18 protein-coding genes are annotated in these 15,362 nt (G+C 31.0%); 14 read left to right on the forward strand and 4 right to left on the reverse strand.

Annotation, left to right across the window (positions count from 1 at the left end; genetic code table 11):
• Positions 1–246 precede the first annotated feature (246 nt).
• A complete protein-coding gene (locus ACJDUG_RS11670) occupies positions 247–1,434 on the reverse strand; it encodes a zinc-binding metallopeptidase family protein (protein ID WP_406770054.1) in 1,188 nt (395 codons plus the stop codon).
• 216 nt (positions 1,435–1,650) lie between these two features.
• Between ACJDUG_RS11670 and ACJDUG_RS11675 the strand changes: the two genes are divergently transcribed.
• Genes ACJDUG_RS11675 through tmk form a run of 3 tightly spaced genes read left to right on the forward strand, consistent with a single transcriptional unit; the run spans position 1,651 to position 3,950 of the window.
• A complete protein-coding gene (locus ACJDUG_RS11675) occupies positions 1,651–1,863 on the forward strand; it encodes a sigma factor G inhibitor Gin (protein WP_406770055.1) in 213 nt (70 codons plus the stop codon).
• Positions 1,842–3,287, forward strand: coding sequence for an aminotransferase class I/II-fold pyridoxal phosphate-dependent enzyme (locus tag ACJDUG_RS11680; protein WP_406770056.1), 1,446 nt, complete (start codon positions 1,842–1,844; stop codon positions 3,285–3,287). The genes ACJDUG_RS11675 and ACJDUG_RS11680 overlap by 22 nt, the downstream gene beginning before the upstream one ends.
• Before the next feature lie 21 nt (positions 3,288–3,308).
• Entirely contained in the window at positions 3,309–3,950 is a 642-nt protein-coding gene (gene tmk, locus ACJDUG_RS11685; protein ID WP_406770057.1) for a dTMP kinase, read from the forward strand.
• Positions 3,951–4,007: 57 nt separating this feature from the next.
• Here tmk and ACJDUG_RS11690 read toward each other — a convergent pair whose 3' ends face one another.
• On the reverse strand, positions 4,008–4,232 hold the full coding sequence (locus ACJDUG_RS11690; RefSeq protein WP_406770058.1) for a hypothetical protein: 225 nt from the start codon (positions 4,230–4,232) through the stop codon (positions 4,008–4,010).
• A 375-nt stretch (positions 4,233–4,607) separates the two neighbouring features.
• Here ACJDUG_RS11690 and ACJDUG_RS11695 point away from each other — a divergent pair, with 375 nt between their 5' ends.
• The 10 genes from ACJDUG_RS11695 (at position 4,608) to ACJDUG_RS11740 (ending at position 12,257) form a co-directional block, all read left to right on the forward strand.
• Positions 4,608–4,937, forward strand: a complete 330-nt coding sequence (locus ACJDUG_RS11695) for a cyclic-di-AMP receptor (RefSeq protein ID WP_406766695.1) — start codon at positions 4,608–4,610, stop codon at positions 4,935–4,937.
• Positions 4,938–4,976: 39 nt separating this feature from the next.
• Complete coding sequence (locus tag ACJDUG_RS11700; RefSeq protein ID WP_406770059.1) at positions 4,977–5,924, forward strand: DNA polymerase III subunit delta'; 948 nt, start codon at positions 4,977–4,979, stop codon at positions 5,922–5,924.
• Between the two features lie 33 nt (positions 5,925–5,957).
• Entirely contained in the window at positions 5,958–6,869 is a 912-nt protein-coding gene (locus tag ACJDUG_RS11705) for a PSP1 domain-containing protein (RefSeq protein WP_406770060.1), read from the forward strand.
• A 16-nt stretch (positions 6,870–6,885) separates the two neighbouring features.
• Positions 6,886–7,089, forward strand: a complete 204-nt coding sequence (locus ACJDUG_RS11710) for a heavy-metal-associated domain-containing protein (RefSeq protein ID WP_406770061.1) — start codon at positions 6,886–6,888, stop codon at positions 7,087–7,089.
• Positions 7,090–7,167: 78 nt separating this feature from the next.
• Positions 7,168–7,338 carry a DUF362 domain-containing protein gene (locus ACJDUG_RS11715; RefSeq protein WP_406770062.1) on the forward strand — a complete coding sequence of 57 codons (171 nt, stop codon included), beginning with the start codon at positions 7,168–7,170 and terminating at the stop codon, positions 7,336–7,338.
• 244 nt (positions 7,339–7,582) lie between these two features.
• Positions 7,583–8,377, forward strand: a complete 795-nt coding sequence (locus tag ACJDUG_RS11720) for a motility protein A (RefSeq protein WP_406770063.1) — start codon at positions 7,583–7,585, stop codon at positions 8,375–8,377.
• A complete protein-coding gene (locus tag ACJDUG_RS11725) occupies positions 8,374–9,129 on the forward strand; it encodes a flagellar motor protein MotB (RefSeq protein WP_406770064.1) in 756 nt (251 codons plus the stop codon). The genes ACJDUG_RS11720 and ACJDUG_RS11725 overlap by 4 nt, the downstream gene beginning before the upstream one ends.
• Before the next feature lie 176 nt (positions 9,130–9,305).
• Positions 9,306–10,046: a tRNA1(Val) (adenine(37)-N6)-methyltransferase gene (locus ACJDUG_RS11730; RefSeq protein ID WP_406770169.1), complete on the forward strand. Its 741-nt coding sequence runs from the start codon at positions 9,306–9,308 to the stop codon at positions 10,044–10,046.
• Between the two features lie 90 nt (positions 10,047–10,136).
• Positions 10,137–10,982 carry a 16S rRNA (cytidine(1402)-2'-O)-methyltransferase gene (gene rsmI, locus ACJDUG_RS11735; RefSeq protein ID WP_406770065.1) on the forward strand — a complete coding sequence of 282 codons (846 nt, stop codon included), beginning with the start codon at positions 10,137–10,139 and terminating at the stop codon, positions 10,980–10,982.
• Between the two features lie 129 nt (positions 10,983–11,111).
• Positions 11,112–12,257 (forward strand): C40 family peptidase, encoded by a 1,146-nt coding sequence (locus ACJDUG_RS11740; RefSeq protein WP_406770066.1) that lies wholly within the window; start codon positions 11,112–11,114, stop codon positions 12,255–12,257.
• 182 nt (positions 12,258–12,439) lie between these two features.
• Here the strand turns inward: ACJDUG_RS11740 and ACJDUG_RS11745 are convergent, their stop codons facing one another.
• Positions 12,440–12,685 (reverse strand): AbrB/MazE/SpoVT family DNA-binding domain-containing protein, encoded by a 246-nt coding sequence (locus ACJDUG_RS11745; RefSeq protein ID WP_406766687.1) that lies wholly within the window; start codon positions 12,683–12,685, stop codon positions 12,440–12,442.
• A gap of 651 nt (positions 12,686–13,336) precedes the next feature.
• Between ACJDUG_RS11745 and fsa the strand changes: the two genes are divergently transcribed.
• Positions 13,337–13,984, forward strand: a complete 648-nt coding sequence (gene fsa / locus ACJDUG_RS11750; RefSeq protein ID WP_406770067.1) for a fructose-6-phosphate aldolase — start codon at positions 13,337–13,339, stop codon at positions 13,982–13,984.
• Positions 13,985–14,395: 411 nt separating this feature from the next.
• Here fsa and ACJDUG_RS11755 read toward each other — a convergent pair whose 3' ends face one another.
• Positions 14,396–15,292 carry a selenium metabolism-associated LysR family transcriptional regulator gene (locus tag ACJDUG_RS11755; RefSeq protein ID WP_406770068.1) on the reverse strand — a complete coding sequence of 299 codons (897 nt, stop codon included), beginning with the start codon at positions 15,290–15,292 and terminating at the stop codon, positions 14,396–14,398.
• Between the last annotated feature and the right edge of the window lie 70 nt (positions 15,293–15,362).

The following is a 15,362-nucleotide window of genomic DNA, read 5'->3' on the forward strand; positions in this document are numbered from 1 at the left end:
CGAACACGATGGTTAAGCTTCTCAGCGCCGATGGTACTGCTTGGGCGACTAAGTGGCAGAGTAGGACGTTGCTAGGTCAAAAGCATTAAGTTTAAATACTTAGTGCTTTTTTTATTTTATGAAAAGTCGCCCATGGCATTACGACGGGGTAGCCTGACACGACCAGTGCCATGGTCTAGTCTACCCATGGGAGCCCTAAATGGGCTCCCATCTGCTTGGGCAATTAAATTATAATTTTAGTATTATCTATACTATACAAGGTTTATCTTTATGTTCTTTTACTGATTCAAAGAATTCCGCTTTAATTTCTCTCAAAAGCTCTTGACTTTCTAGTAGGTCAAGCCCTGTCATAGCAAGTGCAGAGGCTGCCTTTAATATTTTATCTTGAGCAAATTCTGAAATTGTAGCTTCAGCAAAATTTGTTGTAGAATATTTAATAGTACTATTGTCAATTATTGAAATGTAGGGCTGAATGCAGGGAACTAGGTGACTGACAGTTCCAAGGCTTAACCCGGCAAGGGTGTTTTTTGGTTCTAAGGTATCGATAATGCCAGCTTCCTTAAGATTGTGAGCGAATATTCTTGAGAGAGCCTGATTTGGTATAATTTCATCATAAGGAAGCTCATCCATGGTTATTTCATAGTTAACATTCATTAAATATGCTGTCACTTTAACTAATTCTTTTATTTTCTTTTCAATTTCACAAGCTTCAATCATTTTAGAGGTTCTGATATAAAATTTAATTTCAGATTCCTTTGACTGAATATGGCGAGAATCACCATTCTTAATTCTAATACCATCAATAGCACAATTTCTTTTAAAGCCAGTTTTTAATGTACTTATTGCATTTAAGGTAAAAATAGCAGCATCAGAGGAAGAGTATTCATCTTTTTTTAAATATGTGATGAACTCTTTACTTAAATATTTTATTTTTATGGGCAGCTGGGCCATAGAGGATCCTGTTCCAGCATTCTCTATATCAGGATGAGCCATTAAGACAACATCTATATCTGTAAAGGTTCCTTGTTTTGCCATTGTAATCTTTGATCCACTTACAAACTCACCAGGGCAGCCTAATAATATTATAGTTCCGCTTTGAAATTTGTTAAGAACTTTAGTTAAACTTAAGGCTGAGCTTATAGACATGGCAGAAATTAAATTATGTCCTGTAATATGCCCAGATTTAGATGCAGCATCATATTCACAAATGAAGCAGAGTTTTGGATGGCCGCTCCCAAATTCAGCGTAAAATGCTGTAGGTATATCTAAGTAATTTTCTTTAACGCGAAAGTTCTTGTCCTTTAATAATTTCATAATGTACTTACAAGCTTTATATTCACAAAAGCTTTGTTCTGGATTATCATATAAATACTTAGAAAGGTTATATATTTCCCCCTTTATGGTAGAAAGATAGCTTTTCATCTCCTGATTCATAATTTTTGATTGCCTCCTGTATTTATCTTTATGTATTAGTTCTTAAATTTGTAATTCATATAAATTATTGTTTCCCGAAAATTAGTAATATATTTGAATAAAGTTTTAAATTTTATGTGGACAAAATAAAAAGGGAAGCCTATTTGAATAAAATATAGTATAAGAGGCAAAGTTTAACCAATAGATACTAATTAAAAAATATTATAGGGGGAAATTATGATAAGACAAGAATGTATAATATGTAGAAAGCCTCTAATTAGTGGTATAATGGTTAATGGAAAAAGAATTTGCAAATGCTGTGAGAATAGACTCCTAAGTGCAGAAATGGAAACGGATTTTTATGAATACTATAAGGACTGCATAAAAAAAACAATAGTTAAAGTTACTTTAAGGGGAGAGGATATTAGGTGTCAAAGTTACCGCTTATAGAGGGTGTTTTAAGGTACGTGAAAGAGAATAACGTGTCCTTTTCCATGCCTGGACATAAGGGAGGAGAAGGCTTTTTAGGTGTACCTGAAGTTGAAGAATTTTTTAAAAATATAATTAAAGCTGATTTGACTGAAGTTGATGGATTAGATAATCTCCATAATCCGGAAGGTGTTATAAAAGAATCATTAGATAAATTAAGTCAATTTTATAATAGCAGAAAATCCTACTTTTTAGTGAATGGAAGTACAAGTGGAAATTTAGCGATGATTTTTTCTTGTTTTAATGAAGGAGATAAGATTATAGTTGAAAGAAATTGCCATAGAAGTATTTTCAACGGTGTTGTCCTAAGAAAATTAAGGCCTGTATATATAAGAAATGAATTAATTAAAAAGTATAATGCTCCTATGTCCATTGATGTGGAGCATTTTCTTTGTTTAATAAATAAAAATAAAGATGCCAAGGGTATAATACTGACTTATCCTAATTATTATGGTATTTGTACTAATTTACAGTTAATTATTAATGAAGCTAAAAAATACAATATGAAGATATTAGTAGATTCAGCTCATGGTGCACACTTTGGAGTTTGTGAAGAACTTCCAGAAAGTGCTTTAACAATAGGTGCTGATATGGTAGTAATGAGCTCACATAAAACTTTGCCAAGCTTTACACAAACAGCCTTTCTTCATATTGGAAACAACTGCGAGATTAATATGGAAAAGGTTGACTTCTATGTAAGTACATTTTTGAGTACAAGTCCATCCTATATGCTTATGTGCTCTATGGATTATGGAAGGTATTTTTTAGAGGAGTTTGGTAAAGAAACTTATAAAGATTTAATTAAAAGGGCAAACAAATATAGGAATCTTATAAATAAATTGAATTGGGTTCATGTATTGGAAGAAAAGGATCTAATTAATGTATCTTGCTGCCAATCAAAATATCCAATTATTGACTTAAGCAGGTTTGTAATTAATGTGCAAGAAGGTTTAAGTGCCCATAAGCTTAATAATTATTTAAGGAAAAATAAAATTCAAGCAGAAATGAGTGATGGATCTAATGTAATACTAATTTTTTCTCCATTTAATTATGAGGAAGATTTCAAAATATTATATGATGCATTAATTAATTGCAGCACTAATGATATAAGTGAGCGATCTGTACCAATAAAAGAAATTTATATTCCTGAAGCAAGGTTATTGCCATATGAGGCATCAGAGAGAAAACGGGTTGAATTAAATATTGATAAGGCATTAGGAAGGATTTGTGCCTTAGCTGTAGTGCCATATCCGCCAGGAGTCCCTATTTTAAATCCAGGTGAGGTTATAGATTATAACTGTATATATATGATAAAATACTATTTAGAAAACGGAATATCAGTACTTGGTATAAATGATAATAAAATAACTGTATTAGATAGCTGATAAAATAGGAGTGTTTAAGAAATGAACAAAGGAATGTTTATAACAATCGAAGGCGGAGAAGGTACTGGAAAAACAACGCAGCTTAAACTTATTGAGGAATATTTAAAAGAAGAAAAGCTTAAGTATATAGTAACTAGGGAGCCAGGAGGAATCGATATTTCAGAACAAATAAGAAATATAATTTTAGACAGGGATAATACTGCTATGGATGCAAGAACAGAGGCACTACTATATGCAGCATCTAGAAGGCAGCACCTTATTGAGAGAGTTATACCGGCAATTAAGGAAGATAAAATCGTAATATGTGATAGATTCATTGATTCATCATTGGCCTATCAAGGCTTCGCAAGAGGCTTAGGTATTGATGAAGTCCTAAAAATAAATGATTTTGCTATAGAAGGGTATATGCCTAATTTAACAATCTATCTTGATATTGAACCTAGTATGGGGCTAAACAGAATTAATAAAGATTGTGAAAGAGAGATAAATAGATTAGATTTAGAAAGAATCAGCTTTCATGAAAAGGTTAGAGAAGGGTACCATATCCTTATAGAAAGATACCCAGATAGGATTAAGCAGGTTGAAGCGAATCAAACTATTGAAATGGTATTTGAAGATATAAAATTATATATAAATGATATATTAAAGCTAAACGCCAAATAATAAACATGGCCCTTAAATATAAGGGCCATGTTTATAAGTAAAGGGTTCATTGGTTAATTAGAATGGTTTTTCACATTCCTTGCAAGGATTGCAGCAGCTCAAATAGAAAAGTGCAATTATGAACAATATTCCATTGTCAATGCCTCCAAAGTCCTTATGATCATCTAAGTCTCTGTTTGAAAACTGCAGGAGTATTAAAATAAGGATAATTAAGGTTGGTAATGTTGGCCTTATTCCACCAAACATACCCATTGGTTCATGTTTTCTGTGTTTTCTGCTCATTAAGAAGTTCCTCCTTTATCATAAAATAGGTAAACAAATTTTAAACTTTATCTTGTGTTCTTAATTTTAGTATATTCTTTATGTTTATTTTGGTGATTTGTATGAGGGTTTAAAATAATAATTTTAGTCGAAAATATAGGGTAACATATAAAATTTTGCTTAACACTTAAATAAATATTTACATATTTTCTATTGCAAACATATAGAAAAAGATGTAAATTATATATAATTAAATAAGTTCTTTAATATGATTTAAAAGTAACATAGTAATGAATTATTGGCATATATATTAAGAAATGCAATTTAAAAAAAGTGATAAGTAGGCATAAAGATTAAAAATCTCTATGTACTATTGATAAAAAGAGGAGGGTTATTATGAAACTTATAATTGCTATTGTCCAAGATGATGATGCAGGTGAGCTTATAGATATTTTAACTGATACAGGTTTTAGAGTTACAAAGCTAGCCACAACTGGAGGTTTTTTAAAAGCTGGAAACACTACTTTAATGATTGGTGTTGAGCTTGAAAAGGTTGATGAAGTTTTGAAGGTTATTGAAGATGTATGTAAAACAAGAGACCAAGTTATTACTTCACCCTCTCCGGTAGCTGGTTCAACAGGAGTTTATGTTCCTTATCCAATAGAAGTAGAAGTGGGTGGAGCAACAGTCTTTGTAGTTGATGTAGATAAATTTATAAAGATGTGATAGATAAATATTTAAATTAGACTAAAGTAGGCGGTAGAATTGAGCTTTAATCAGATAGTAGGTCATGAGAGTATAAAAAAGCAAATTGAAACTTCTATAAGGAAGGGCATGTTTTCTCATGCCCATCTTATTATAGGTGAAGATGGAATTGGTAAAAGTATATTGGCTCGAAATATAGGACTTAGTATTTTAGAAAAAGAAGTTGATAGAGAATATGCAGATCTTATAGAATATAGAGTACCGAGTAATAAGCAGTCCATGGGAATTAAAGATGTAACTGGGAAAATAATGGTTGAAATCTATAAGAAGCCTTATGAAGGAGATAAAAAAGTCATTATTATTTATGAGGCAGATAAGATGACAGTTGACGCACAAAATGCATTCTTAAAAACTATTGAAGAACCTCCTAAGGGAGTTTTTATTATTTTATTATGTGAAAATCTTCAGGCTATTCTTGAAACAATAAGATCAAGGTGTCAGATTCATAAGCTTGAGAGACTAAACTTTGCAGAAATGAAGTACTACTTAAATAACAGGTATCCGATGCTAAAGGATGAAGAAATAAAAAGAATAATTGCGTTTAGTGATGGAATACCAGGCAGGGCAGATAGATTTATTGAAGATGAGGAATTTAAAGAAATTAGAAATTTAGCTATTAATTTATTAATAGATGTAAATAATAAGGATACAACAGAATTTTTAAAATATGAACAGCAGCTGCTCAGGTATAAAAACAACTCACAGGAAATATTAACCTGGATTTTAGCATGTATAAGAGATGCTATGGTTTATAAAGAAACAGGAAGTAGTGAGTTAATTATAAGTCAAGATAAAATTCAAAGAATAAAAGATATGGCAGCCATGTTTTCTTTTAATAGATTAAATGATATTATATATATAGTAAATGAAACTAGGCAAAAGTTAGACAGAAATGTAAATCCTTCATTATCGTATACAAATATGCTGCTTAAGTTTTTGGATACATAGTATAATTTAGTTTGTCCGCGCAAGGAGGGCTTTATGATAAAGGTAGTTGGTGTTCGTTTTAAAAAGGCTGGAAAGATATATTATTTTGATCCTGGTGATATAGATGTTCAAAAAAGTAATAATGTTATTGTAGAAACAGCCAGGGGTATTGAATTTGGAGAATGTGTTACTGGACCAAAGTTGGTGAAGGAAGAAGATATAATATCACCACTTAAAAATGTTATAAGAAAAGCTACGGAAGAAGATATAGAAAGCCATAATCAAAACAAAATCAAGGAAAAAGAAGCTTTTGAAATATGCATGCAGAAGATTTCGGAGCATAAGCTTGTAATGAAGTTAATAGATGTAGAATATACTTTTGACAATAACAAGGTCATATTTTATTTTACAGCAGATGGAAGGGTTGATTTTAGAGAACTGGTAAAAGACCTAGCTACTATATTTAGAACGAGAATTGAGTTAAGGCAAATTGGAGTAAGAGATGAATCTAAAATGGTGGGAGGACTTGGGCCTTGTGGAAGACCATTATGCTGTTCAAGTTTCCTAGGGGATTTTGTACCAGTTTCTATTAAAATGGCAAAGGAACAAAACCTTTCGTTAAATCCAACTAAAATTTCAGGTATATGCGGAAGACTTATGTGCTGCTTAAATTACGAACAAGATACCTATGAAGAAACAAGAAAAAAACTTCCTAGGGTAGGGTCAATAGTTGAAACTGAGGATGGAAGAGGAGAAGTTGTTTTTAATAGCGTTATTAAGGAAATTATTAAAGTAAAGTTTAAAGCTAAAGATGGAGAAGAACTAATAAAAGAATATGGTCTTGATCAAGTTACCTTAATATCAGGAAATTACGAAGGTACTATAGATGAAGAGGAAATTCAATTGGAAATTCAAGATGTAGATGCTGATGATAAAGAAATTAAAGAACTTTTTAAGGAAAACTAAGGGGAGCACAAACTTTATGAAATCTACGATTAAGATTGCCAATCTGAGAAGTTCATCGGATATTAATATTATTAGAGAGGCTATATCCAATAATGAAGGGGTTATAGCCTGTCAAATTAATAAAGAAAAGTCTGAGGTGAATATTGTTTATGATTCTAATTTTTTAAATGAAGATAAGCTTGTTCAATCCTTAGAGGACTTGGGATATACCATTCTATAAAAAGCCTTGAAAATGTTTATAAAAGTGTTAAAATAGAAATGGACAAACTATGTCTAATTTTTTAGGAGGTGTTATATTATGGCATTTGCAATTAGTGATTCATGTATAAGCTGTGGTGCTTGCGCTGCAGAATGTCCAGTTAGCTGTATTAGTGAAGGGGATAGCATATTTGTAATAGATGCTGATAGCTGCATTGACTGTGGAAATTGCGCTAATGTTTGCCCTGTTGGAGCACCAGTTCAAGAATAATTTTATTTAAAAAGATCGCATTTAATTTGCGATCTTTTTGTTTGCAAAAATATTTAAATTAGAATTATATATAATAATGTATTTCCTCAAGAAAATTAATAAAGTTTATTATGATATAAATATAGACTATAAATTACATAAAACTAAAGAATGTTTAATAATAAACGAATATTAAATTATGAAGGCATAATTTTGCTTTATTCGGCAATTTTTGTGGCAAGAGGGATGTAAGGAGGATGGAAAATTGACAGGGTATATTGCGATATTAGTAGGTTTTGCTTCTTTAATAATAGCATTTATTGGTGAGGGAGGGGTTATATCTGCACTTTTTCAATGGACTGCAGCATTAATAGTTTTTGGAGGAACAACTGGAGCAACAATGCTTGCTTTTCCTATTAGTCAATTAAAAAAGTTAGGTAAAATATTAAAGGTAGCATTTTCAAATAACACTAAGGATCTGCCTGCTTTAATAATTTATTTTAAGGAATTGGCTTTTAAAACAAGAAAAAATGGTTTATTGAGTATTGAAGGTGAAATAACCGCTGATGATAAAATGGATCCATTTATTAAAAAAGGACTTCAAATGATAGTGGATGGTGTGGAACCACAGTCAGTAAGAGAAATTCTAGAGCTTGAAGCAGATATGACAGCAGAAAGGCATAAAGCAGGTTATGCTGTTTTTGAGGCTGCTGGAGGAACTGCTCCTACAATGGGTATAGTTGGAACCGTACTAGGACTTGTACATGTTCTCGGTGGACTTGCCTCTAGTTCACCAGATAAGCTAGGTGAAAGTGTATCCTCAGCCTTCTTAGCAACACTATATGGCCTTTCAAGTGCCAATTTAATATTCTTACCAATTGGTGCTAGGCTTAAAAATATAGATAAGCTTGAACAGGCTGAAAAAAATCTTATAATTGAGGCTGTTCTTCTAATTCAAGAAGGAGTTAATCCAAACACCTTGGCTGAAAAACTTAAAGGTTTCTTAAATAAACAAGAGCTTGTTAAGTATGAGGCGCTAGACAAGAAGGTGGAGGCATGAGTAGAAGGAAGAAGCACGAGGAAGGCCATGATAACAGTGAACGGTGGTTATTATCTTATGCAGACTTCATAACCTTATTGATGATATTTTTTGTAATTTTATATTCTATGAGTAATCTAGATAATAAAAAGTATCAGCAGATAGCTGCAGGTTTTAATAAAGCAATGGGCGGTGGAGGTGCAACACTTATTGGAAAAGATCAAGGGACTCCAATAAATGATAACAGTGCACCTGTTGATACAAATTTAGTAAATGCTGACGAGCAGGCGAAGCTTGAACAAGTTAAAACTCTAGTTGATAAATATCTTAGCAGCAGCGGACTTAGTGATAGTGTAACGACTACTATAGAAGAAAGAGGTCTTGTTTTAAGCTTTAAGGATAGCTTGTTTTTTGACAGTGGTAAAGCTGAAATAAAAAGTGAACAGGCAAAAAAGCTTGTGGAAATAGGTAAAATATTAAACCAACCTATCATTAACAGCAGTTTTATAAGAGTAGAGGGTAATACGGATAATGTTCCCATAAACACCTATGAATATAAATCAAATATGGATTTGTCAGTTATTAGAGCCGCTAACGTGTCTGAATTATTAATTAATCAGTCTGGCATATCTCCGGAAAGAGTTTCAGCTACAGGTTATTCGGAATATAGACCTAAGGCAAGTAATAACACAGAAGAAGGAAGAGCAAGTAATAGAAGAGTGGATATTCTTATAATGAACACTAAATTTAATGAGGTGGAAAAGAATAATTAAGTGTCTAAAATAAAGCATTTTAGATGCTTTTTTTATTAAAAGTATTTACCTTTTTATAATTACTTGTTAAGATAGAAATCAAAATATATAATAAGATAATATTAGCAGCAATATTTATAATGTTAAAAACATACTTGAAAAATATAATATTTAAGAAAAATAGAAAGAGTGATTTCATGGAATATTTAAAAGATGATGAATCAATAGACGATCTTCAGCTAGGGGGTATTTATGTCATACAAAAGAAGGAGTCATTTAGATTTGGAGTAGATGCAGTTTTATTAGCTAACTTTGTAGTAGTGAAAAGAGGAATGAAGGTTATAGACCTATGTAGTGGTACAGGAATAATTCCCTTTATTCTTGCTGGGAAGACTGAGGCATCTCATATTACAGGTATAGAAATACAAGAGGAAATGACTGAAATGGCTATAAGATCAACAAAATATAATAAGCTTTCTGGTAAAATAGAATTTATTAATGGTGATTTAAAGGATGAAAAATTATTAAAGGAACTTTCAAGAGCGGACATAGTGACAGTAAACCCACCTTACAAGCTTATGAATTCAGGTATTATAAACTCAGATGATAAAAATGCAATTGCAAGACATGAGATATGCTGTACACTTGAAGATGTAATAATTGCCTGCAGAATATTACTTAAGGATAATGGAAGAATGTATATGGTTCACAGACCCGAAAGACTTGCAGATATACTTTGCTTAATGAGAAAGCATAAGATAGAGCCTAAAACAATAAGAATGGTCCACCCAAATACAAAGAAGGCACCTAACATAGTACTTATTGAGGGTCAAAGAGATGGAGGAGTATTTCTTAAATGGGAGAAACCGCTATATATATATAATGATGAAGGCGGGTATTCAGAGGAAATAGATAAAATTTATGGTAGAATTATATAAGTTAAAGCCCTAAATGGACTTTAACTGGTAATTTGCGAGTGGCAACGAGCAATCTTAAACTACCCAGTGTGACCAGTGAAAGGAGAAATTATGAGCGGGAAGCTATACTTAGTACCTACCCCGATAGGCAATCTTGGAGATATAACTCTTAGAGCCTTGGAAGTTTTAAAAGCAGTGGATTTAATAGCAGCAGAGGATACCAGGCAAAGTTTAAAGCTATTAAATCACTTTGAAATTAAAAAATCATTAATAAGCTACCATCAGCATAACGAACAAGAAAAAAGCAGCTGTATTATAGACAAATTAGAGCAAGGAGTAAATATAGCAGTTGTAACGGATGCAGGTACTCCTGGAATTTCTGATCCTGGTAGTGTATTAGTTTCTAAATGTATTGAAAAGAATATAGAGTTTGAAGTCCTTCCAGGTGCGACAGCTATTACAACCGCCTTAGTATACTCTGGACTTGATACGACTAAATTTTTGTTTAGAGGATTTCTCCCAAGGGAAAAGAAAGACAAAAAGGTAGTTGTTGAAGACTTAAAAGATAGAAAAGAGACATTAATATTTTACGAAGCACCTCATAGGATTCAAGATACACTTCAATTTTTAACCGAATATTTTGGGGAAAGAAAAGTAGCTATTTGTAGAGAACTTACGAAGCTTCATGAACAAATATTAAGGTTTACCTTAAGTGAAGCTTTAGAGTATTATAAATTAAATTCCCCTAGAGGTGAATATGTAATTGTTATTGAGGGCAAGACAGACATGGAAATCCTTGAGGAGGAAAAAGCAAAATGGGAAACGCTTTCAATAGAAGACCACATTAAAAAATATATAAAAGAGGGGCTAAATAAGAAAGAAGCTATTAAAAAGGTAGCCAAGGATAGAAACATACCCAAGACAGATGTTTACAAATATTCTTTTAATATTAATTAATAATAACTTGTTACATATAAACAGAATTAGTAAACAAGTGAAAGTACAAAGTAAATTGCGGCAATTTGTATTTTAATGTTATAATAAACTTAAGCTAAACTGAAGGTAAAGGGGAAGGGGTTTTTGTTTTTGAAAAAGAAAGTATTGTCTGCATTAATGGCAGTGGGAATAATTATTTCCATAGGCGTACCTGTGTTTGCAGATCCTAGTGAGGATCAGTTAAATAATCAATTGCAAAATCAGCAAAATCAGCTTCAGAAAAATAGCAATTCTCTTCAGGAGATACAAGGTAAAAGGCAGGAAATAGAACATAGTATAGAAAAGCTAGATTTTCAAATTGAAGGCTTAATGAGAGACATAAACGATACAAAAAGTAAGATTCAGCAAACTCAAGACCAAATTAAGCTTGCTGAAGCTGATATACTTAAGGCTGAAGAAGATATGAAGGCTGAAAAGGATATATTTAATAAAAGAATGAGAGCCATGTATATTAATGGTGCAGATGGATATTTAAATATATTATTAGAGGCTTCATCTTTTAATGACTTCCTGTCAAGAATAGAAGCAGTAGAGAAAATTATTCAAGCTGATTCAAAAATTATGTCAAATTTAAAAATAAAAAAAGATGATGTGAGCCAAAAGAAAAAGATTTTAGATGATAAAAATAATAAGCTAAATGCATTAAAATCAAATAATGAACAAAAATTGTCCAAGCTTAATGAAAGTAAAAACCAGCAGGCAAGTCTAATTTCTGATTTAAAAAATCAGGAGAGACTTTACGGCGCGGATATAGACAATTCAAAGAAAGCTATTGAGGCAATTAAAAAACAAATTGATGATTTGAGAATTTCTAGGGGCACTACTTCAGGCTATAATGACATAATCAGCTATATATTTAGTAATAATGCTGATGGAAAGCCTAGATTCATAGGAACTCCTTACGTTTGGGGAGGCTCAGCACCTTATAATTATAGTACAGGTACTGGTGGATTTGATTGCTCAGGTTTTGTACAATATGTATATAGGCAATTTGGTGTGTATTTACCTAGGACAACCTATGATCAAATTAACTCAGGTATTGAGGTATCTAGGAATGATTTAAAACCTGGGGATTTAGTTTTGTTTGGAACCTGGAGTAATCCACACCATATTGGTATATATTATGGTAAGATTGATGGAGTGGATCAATTTATACATGCACCACAAACCGGTGATGTAATAAAGGTTTCGCCACTTATAAGAGCAGATTACCTTACTGCAAGAAGAGTAAAATAAATAACATTTTAAGGGCCCTAAGTGCTTAAAACTTGCTGAACCTAGCAAGAAAAGCTTAAAGGGCCTTTTGTATGCATATTTCTAGGCTGTATTTTCTTTTGATAAATTAAAAAATAAAACCCACAGGATAACCTGTGGGAGGGGATAGAGTGTATTTATGTTAAAAGTCGTTAGCAAATAAATTATTTTTCAGTTTTTAATTCATGCATGCAGTTTTTACAAATATTTTTTCCTTTGTAGTTAATAACGTCTCTAGCATCTCCGCAAAAGATACATGCTGGTTCATACTTCTTAAGAATGATTTGTTCTCCGTCAACATAAATTTCTAAAGCATCTTTTTCTGCGATATCTAAAGTCCTTCTTAATTCGATTGGAATTACTATTCTTCCTAACTCATCCACTCTTCTTACTACACCTGTTGATTTCATAATCTTTCCTCCTAATAATTACAACATTCGACAACTTTATAAATAAATAATAACAAATATGACATAATAAGTCAAGGATTTATTTATAAAAAATTACAAATTTCTTACTAATTTCTATCTATAGCTAATATACTACCATATTATTGAAAAGTCAATATACAATTTTATATATTTCTACAAATTTTATCCCCAAAGATTTAAGCAATAACACAGTAATATCAATGGTTGCACACATTGTTCAAATAAATATGAATTAAATGTTTATTTATTAGAAAATATTTTATTAAAATAAAAATAGTAATAAAATGGAATATTAACAGGAATGTGTCGAAATATCTTATAAAAATATAGTAAATATAGGCAATATAATAAGAATTAACAATTAAAATTCATATTATAGTTTATAGTTTTACCATAAAGGTTTTTAATATACACATTATGGAATTTATGTATAATATAAAAAATTATATATTTAAGATATGTAAAAAATAAGCAATTTTATATAAAATAATATAGTGATAAAATAAAAAGATAAGCCTCAAAAAATATGAATAAATTCGAAACTATAATAATATTTGATAAATTTATTAATATGGTATAATAAATCTATTAGAAAATATTATTTCATAAAATTTACATGGAGGGATAATTATGAAATTATTTATTGACACTGCCAATGTGGAAGAAATCAAAAAGGCTGCTGCTCTTGGAGTCTTAGATGGTGTAACAACAAATCCATCTTTAATAGCAAAAGAAGGCAGAGACCTAAAAGAGGTAATTAACGAAATTTGCAGTATTGTTGATGGGCCTATAAGTGCTGAAGTTATGAGCTTAAAATCAGAAGAGATGTTAAAAGAAGGTAAAGAATTATCTAAGCTTCATAAAAATATTGTTATTAAAATACCTATGTGTGAAGAAGGACTAAAAGCTGTTAGTGGTCTTTCTAAAGTTGGAATTAGAACTAATGTTACTTTAATTTTTTCGGCACAGCAGGCTTTACTTGCTGCTAAAGCAGGTGCAAGTTTTGTAAGTCCATTTTTGGGGAGACTTGATGATATTGGAAACGGCGGCATTCAAATTGTGGAAGATATTGCAGTGATTTTTGATTACTATGGATTCGAAACAGAAATTATAGCTGCAAGCATTAGGACACCTATGCATGTTCTAGATTGTGCAAAGGCTGGAGCTCATATTGCTACTATTCCATATAAAGTTTTAATGCAAATGATAAAACATCCATTAACTGACGCAGGTATAGAAAAATTCATAGATGACTATAATAAAGTTTATAATAAGTAGAATTAATTTATTAACTAATAAAGTTTATATTGAACTAAAATTTTCCAATTATTGTTCAATATAAACTTGTTTTTTTGTAAAATATTTTACAAATATTGGTCAAGAATAAAGTAAAAAGTTTAAAAATTGAAGGAGTAAATGGGTGCTTATTATAAAATTTCATGATAAGAATTAACACTATTATTGTGGACAATGTTAGCAAAACAATTTTATGTTAATTTAAAGTTAATTATATCAAGGATTACTAGTTATCCACAAAATCTGTGCATAAAGTCAGTAAAACTGTGGATAACCATAAAATAATGTGAATAATTTTCATATTTGAAATAAAATTGGTGAATTAATTCAGTTTTTAGAACAATTATTTTGTCGAATATTTAAAATAGAAGTAGAAAGAATATATTGTCTTTTTCATTCTTCAAAGTTAAATTCGTTTTTACAAATATTATAAAATGCCTTAGCGGTAGGAGTAAGAGCTCTCCTCGAACTTGTAATCATATATATGTACCTTTTTAGCGATAAATTAGAAACCCTGCTTACCTTTATGCTTCCTGCGTTTATATAATCTTCACATACTCTTTTTGAAACAATAGATACCCCTAAGCCGCATTTTACTAATTGCAGTAAGGTATCAATGCTGTTAACTTCACATAATATATTCATTTGCTCTATATCTAATCCTAAATCAAGAAGAGCCTTTTCAAAACTCTTTCTTGTAGCCGAATTTCGTTCTCTAAATATAAATTTATAATCTAGTAATAAATCTATAGGTACGTTATTAGGAATATTTAAAGAAGGATTAGAAATAAGAACAAGTTCGTCGTTAGCAAGTTTATAGCTGTTTAATCTTTCATCCTTTATGCAGCTTCCAATTAAACCTATTTCACTGTTAAATTTAAGTATACTATCAATTATTTCACCTGTTGGCTGCTCAGTTATATTAAAGGTTACCATAGGGTACTTCTGTGAAAATTTTTCAACAAGCATAGGAACAATAGAATTACAGGGAGTACTGCTGGCAGATAATGAAAATCTTCCAGAAATGCAATTAGAGGAGTCTGACAATTGACATATGGCAGCATTTCTAGTATTAATCAAATCTAACGCATACTGTAAAAATGCTTCACCCTTTTCTGTAAGGACTACTTCTTTAGAGTTTCTATCAAATAGCTGAGAGTTAAGTTCCTTTTCTAAAGCAGAAATTTGAGCACTAATGGCTGGTTGAGATAAAAAAATTATATTAGCTGCCTTTGAGAAACTTTTATGTTTTGCTACACTAATAAAAGCCTCTATCTGTTTAAAATCCATAAAATGCTTCCTTTCTGTTAAATACTGATTAATTCAATTATAACAGTTTAATTCCATAAAAGCATTAAGA

Source organism: Candidatus Clostridium stratigraminis (assembly GCF_045310675.1).
GTDB lineage: Bacteria > Bacillota > Clostridia > Clostridiales > Clostridiaceae > Clostridium_AT > Clostridium_AT stratigraminis.

Excerpts from the sequence above, each read along its gene's own strand:
- ACJDUG_RS11675 (WP_406770055.1), top strand. The coding sequence starts at position 1,651 with ATGATAAGACAAGAATGTATAATATGTAGAAAGCCTCTAATTAGTGGT.
- ACJDUG_RS11715 (WP_406770062.1), top strand. The coding sequence starts at position 7,168 with ATGGCATTTGCAATTAGTGATTCATGTATAAGCTGTGGTGCTTGCGCT.
- ACJDUG_RS11695 (WP_406766695.1), top strand. The coding sequence starts at position 4,608 with ATGAAACTTATAATTGCTATTGTCCAAGATGATGATGCAGGTGAGCTT.
- ACJDUG_RS11670 (WP_406770054.1), bottom strand. The coding sequence starts at position 1,434 with ATGAATCAGGAGATGAAAAGCTATCTTTCTACCATAAAGGGGGAAATA.
- ACJDUG_RS11730 (WP_406770169.1), top strand. The coding sequence starts at position 9,306 with ATGGAATATTTAAAAGATGATGAATCAATAGACGATCTTCAGCTAGGG.
- rsmI (WP_406770065.1), top strand. The coding sequence starts at position 10,137 with ATGAGCGGGAAGCTATACTTAGTACCTACCCCGATAGGCAATCTTGGA.
- ACJDUG_RS11705 (WP_406770060.1), top strand. The coding sequence starts at position 5,958 with ATGATAAAGGTAGTTGGTGTTCGTTTTAAAAAGGCTGGAAAGATATAT.
- tmk (WP_406770057.1), top strand. The coding sequence starts at position 3,309 with ATGAACAAAGGAATGTTTATAACAATCGAAGGCGGAGAAGGTACTGGA.
- ACJDUG_RS11690 (WP_406770058.1), bottom strand. The coding sequence starts at position 4,232 with ATGAGCAGAAAACACAGAAAACATGAACCAATGGGTATGTTTGGTGGA.
- ACJDUG_RS11745 (WP_406766687.1), bottom strand. The coding sequence starts at position 12,685 with ATGAAATCAACAGGTGTAGTAAGAAGAGTGGATGAGTTAGGAAGAATA.
- ACJDUG_RS11755 (WP_406770068.1), bottom strand. The coding sequence starts at position 15,292 with ATGGATTTTAAACAGATAGAGGCTTTTATTAGTGTAGCAAAACATAAA.
- ACJDUG_RS11710 (WP_406770061.1), top strand. The coding sequence starts at position 6,886 with ATGAAATCTACGATTAAGATTGCCAATCTGAGAAGTTCATCGGATATT.
- ACJDUG_RS11725 (WP_406770064.1), top strand. The coding sequence starts at position 8,374 with ATGAGTAGAAGGAAGAAGCACGAGGAAGGCCATGATAACAGTGAACGG.
- fsa (WP_406770067.1), top strand. The coding sequence starts at position 13,337 with ATGAAATTATTTATTGACACTGCCAATGTGGAAGAAATCAAAAAGGCT.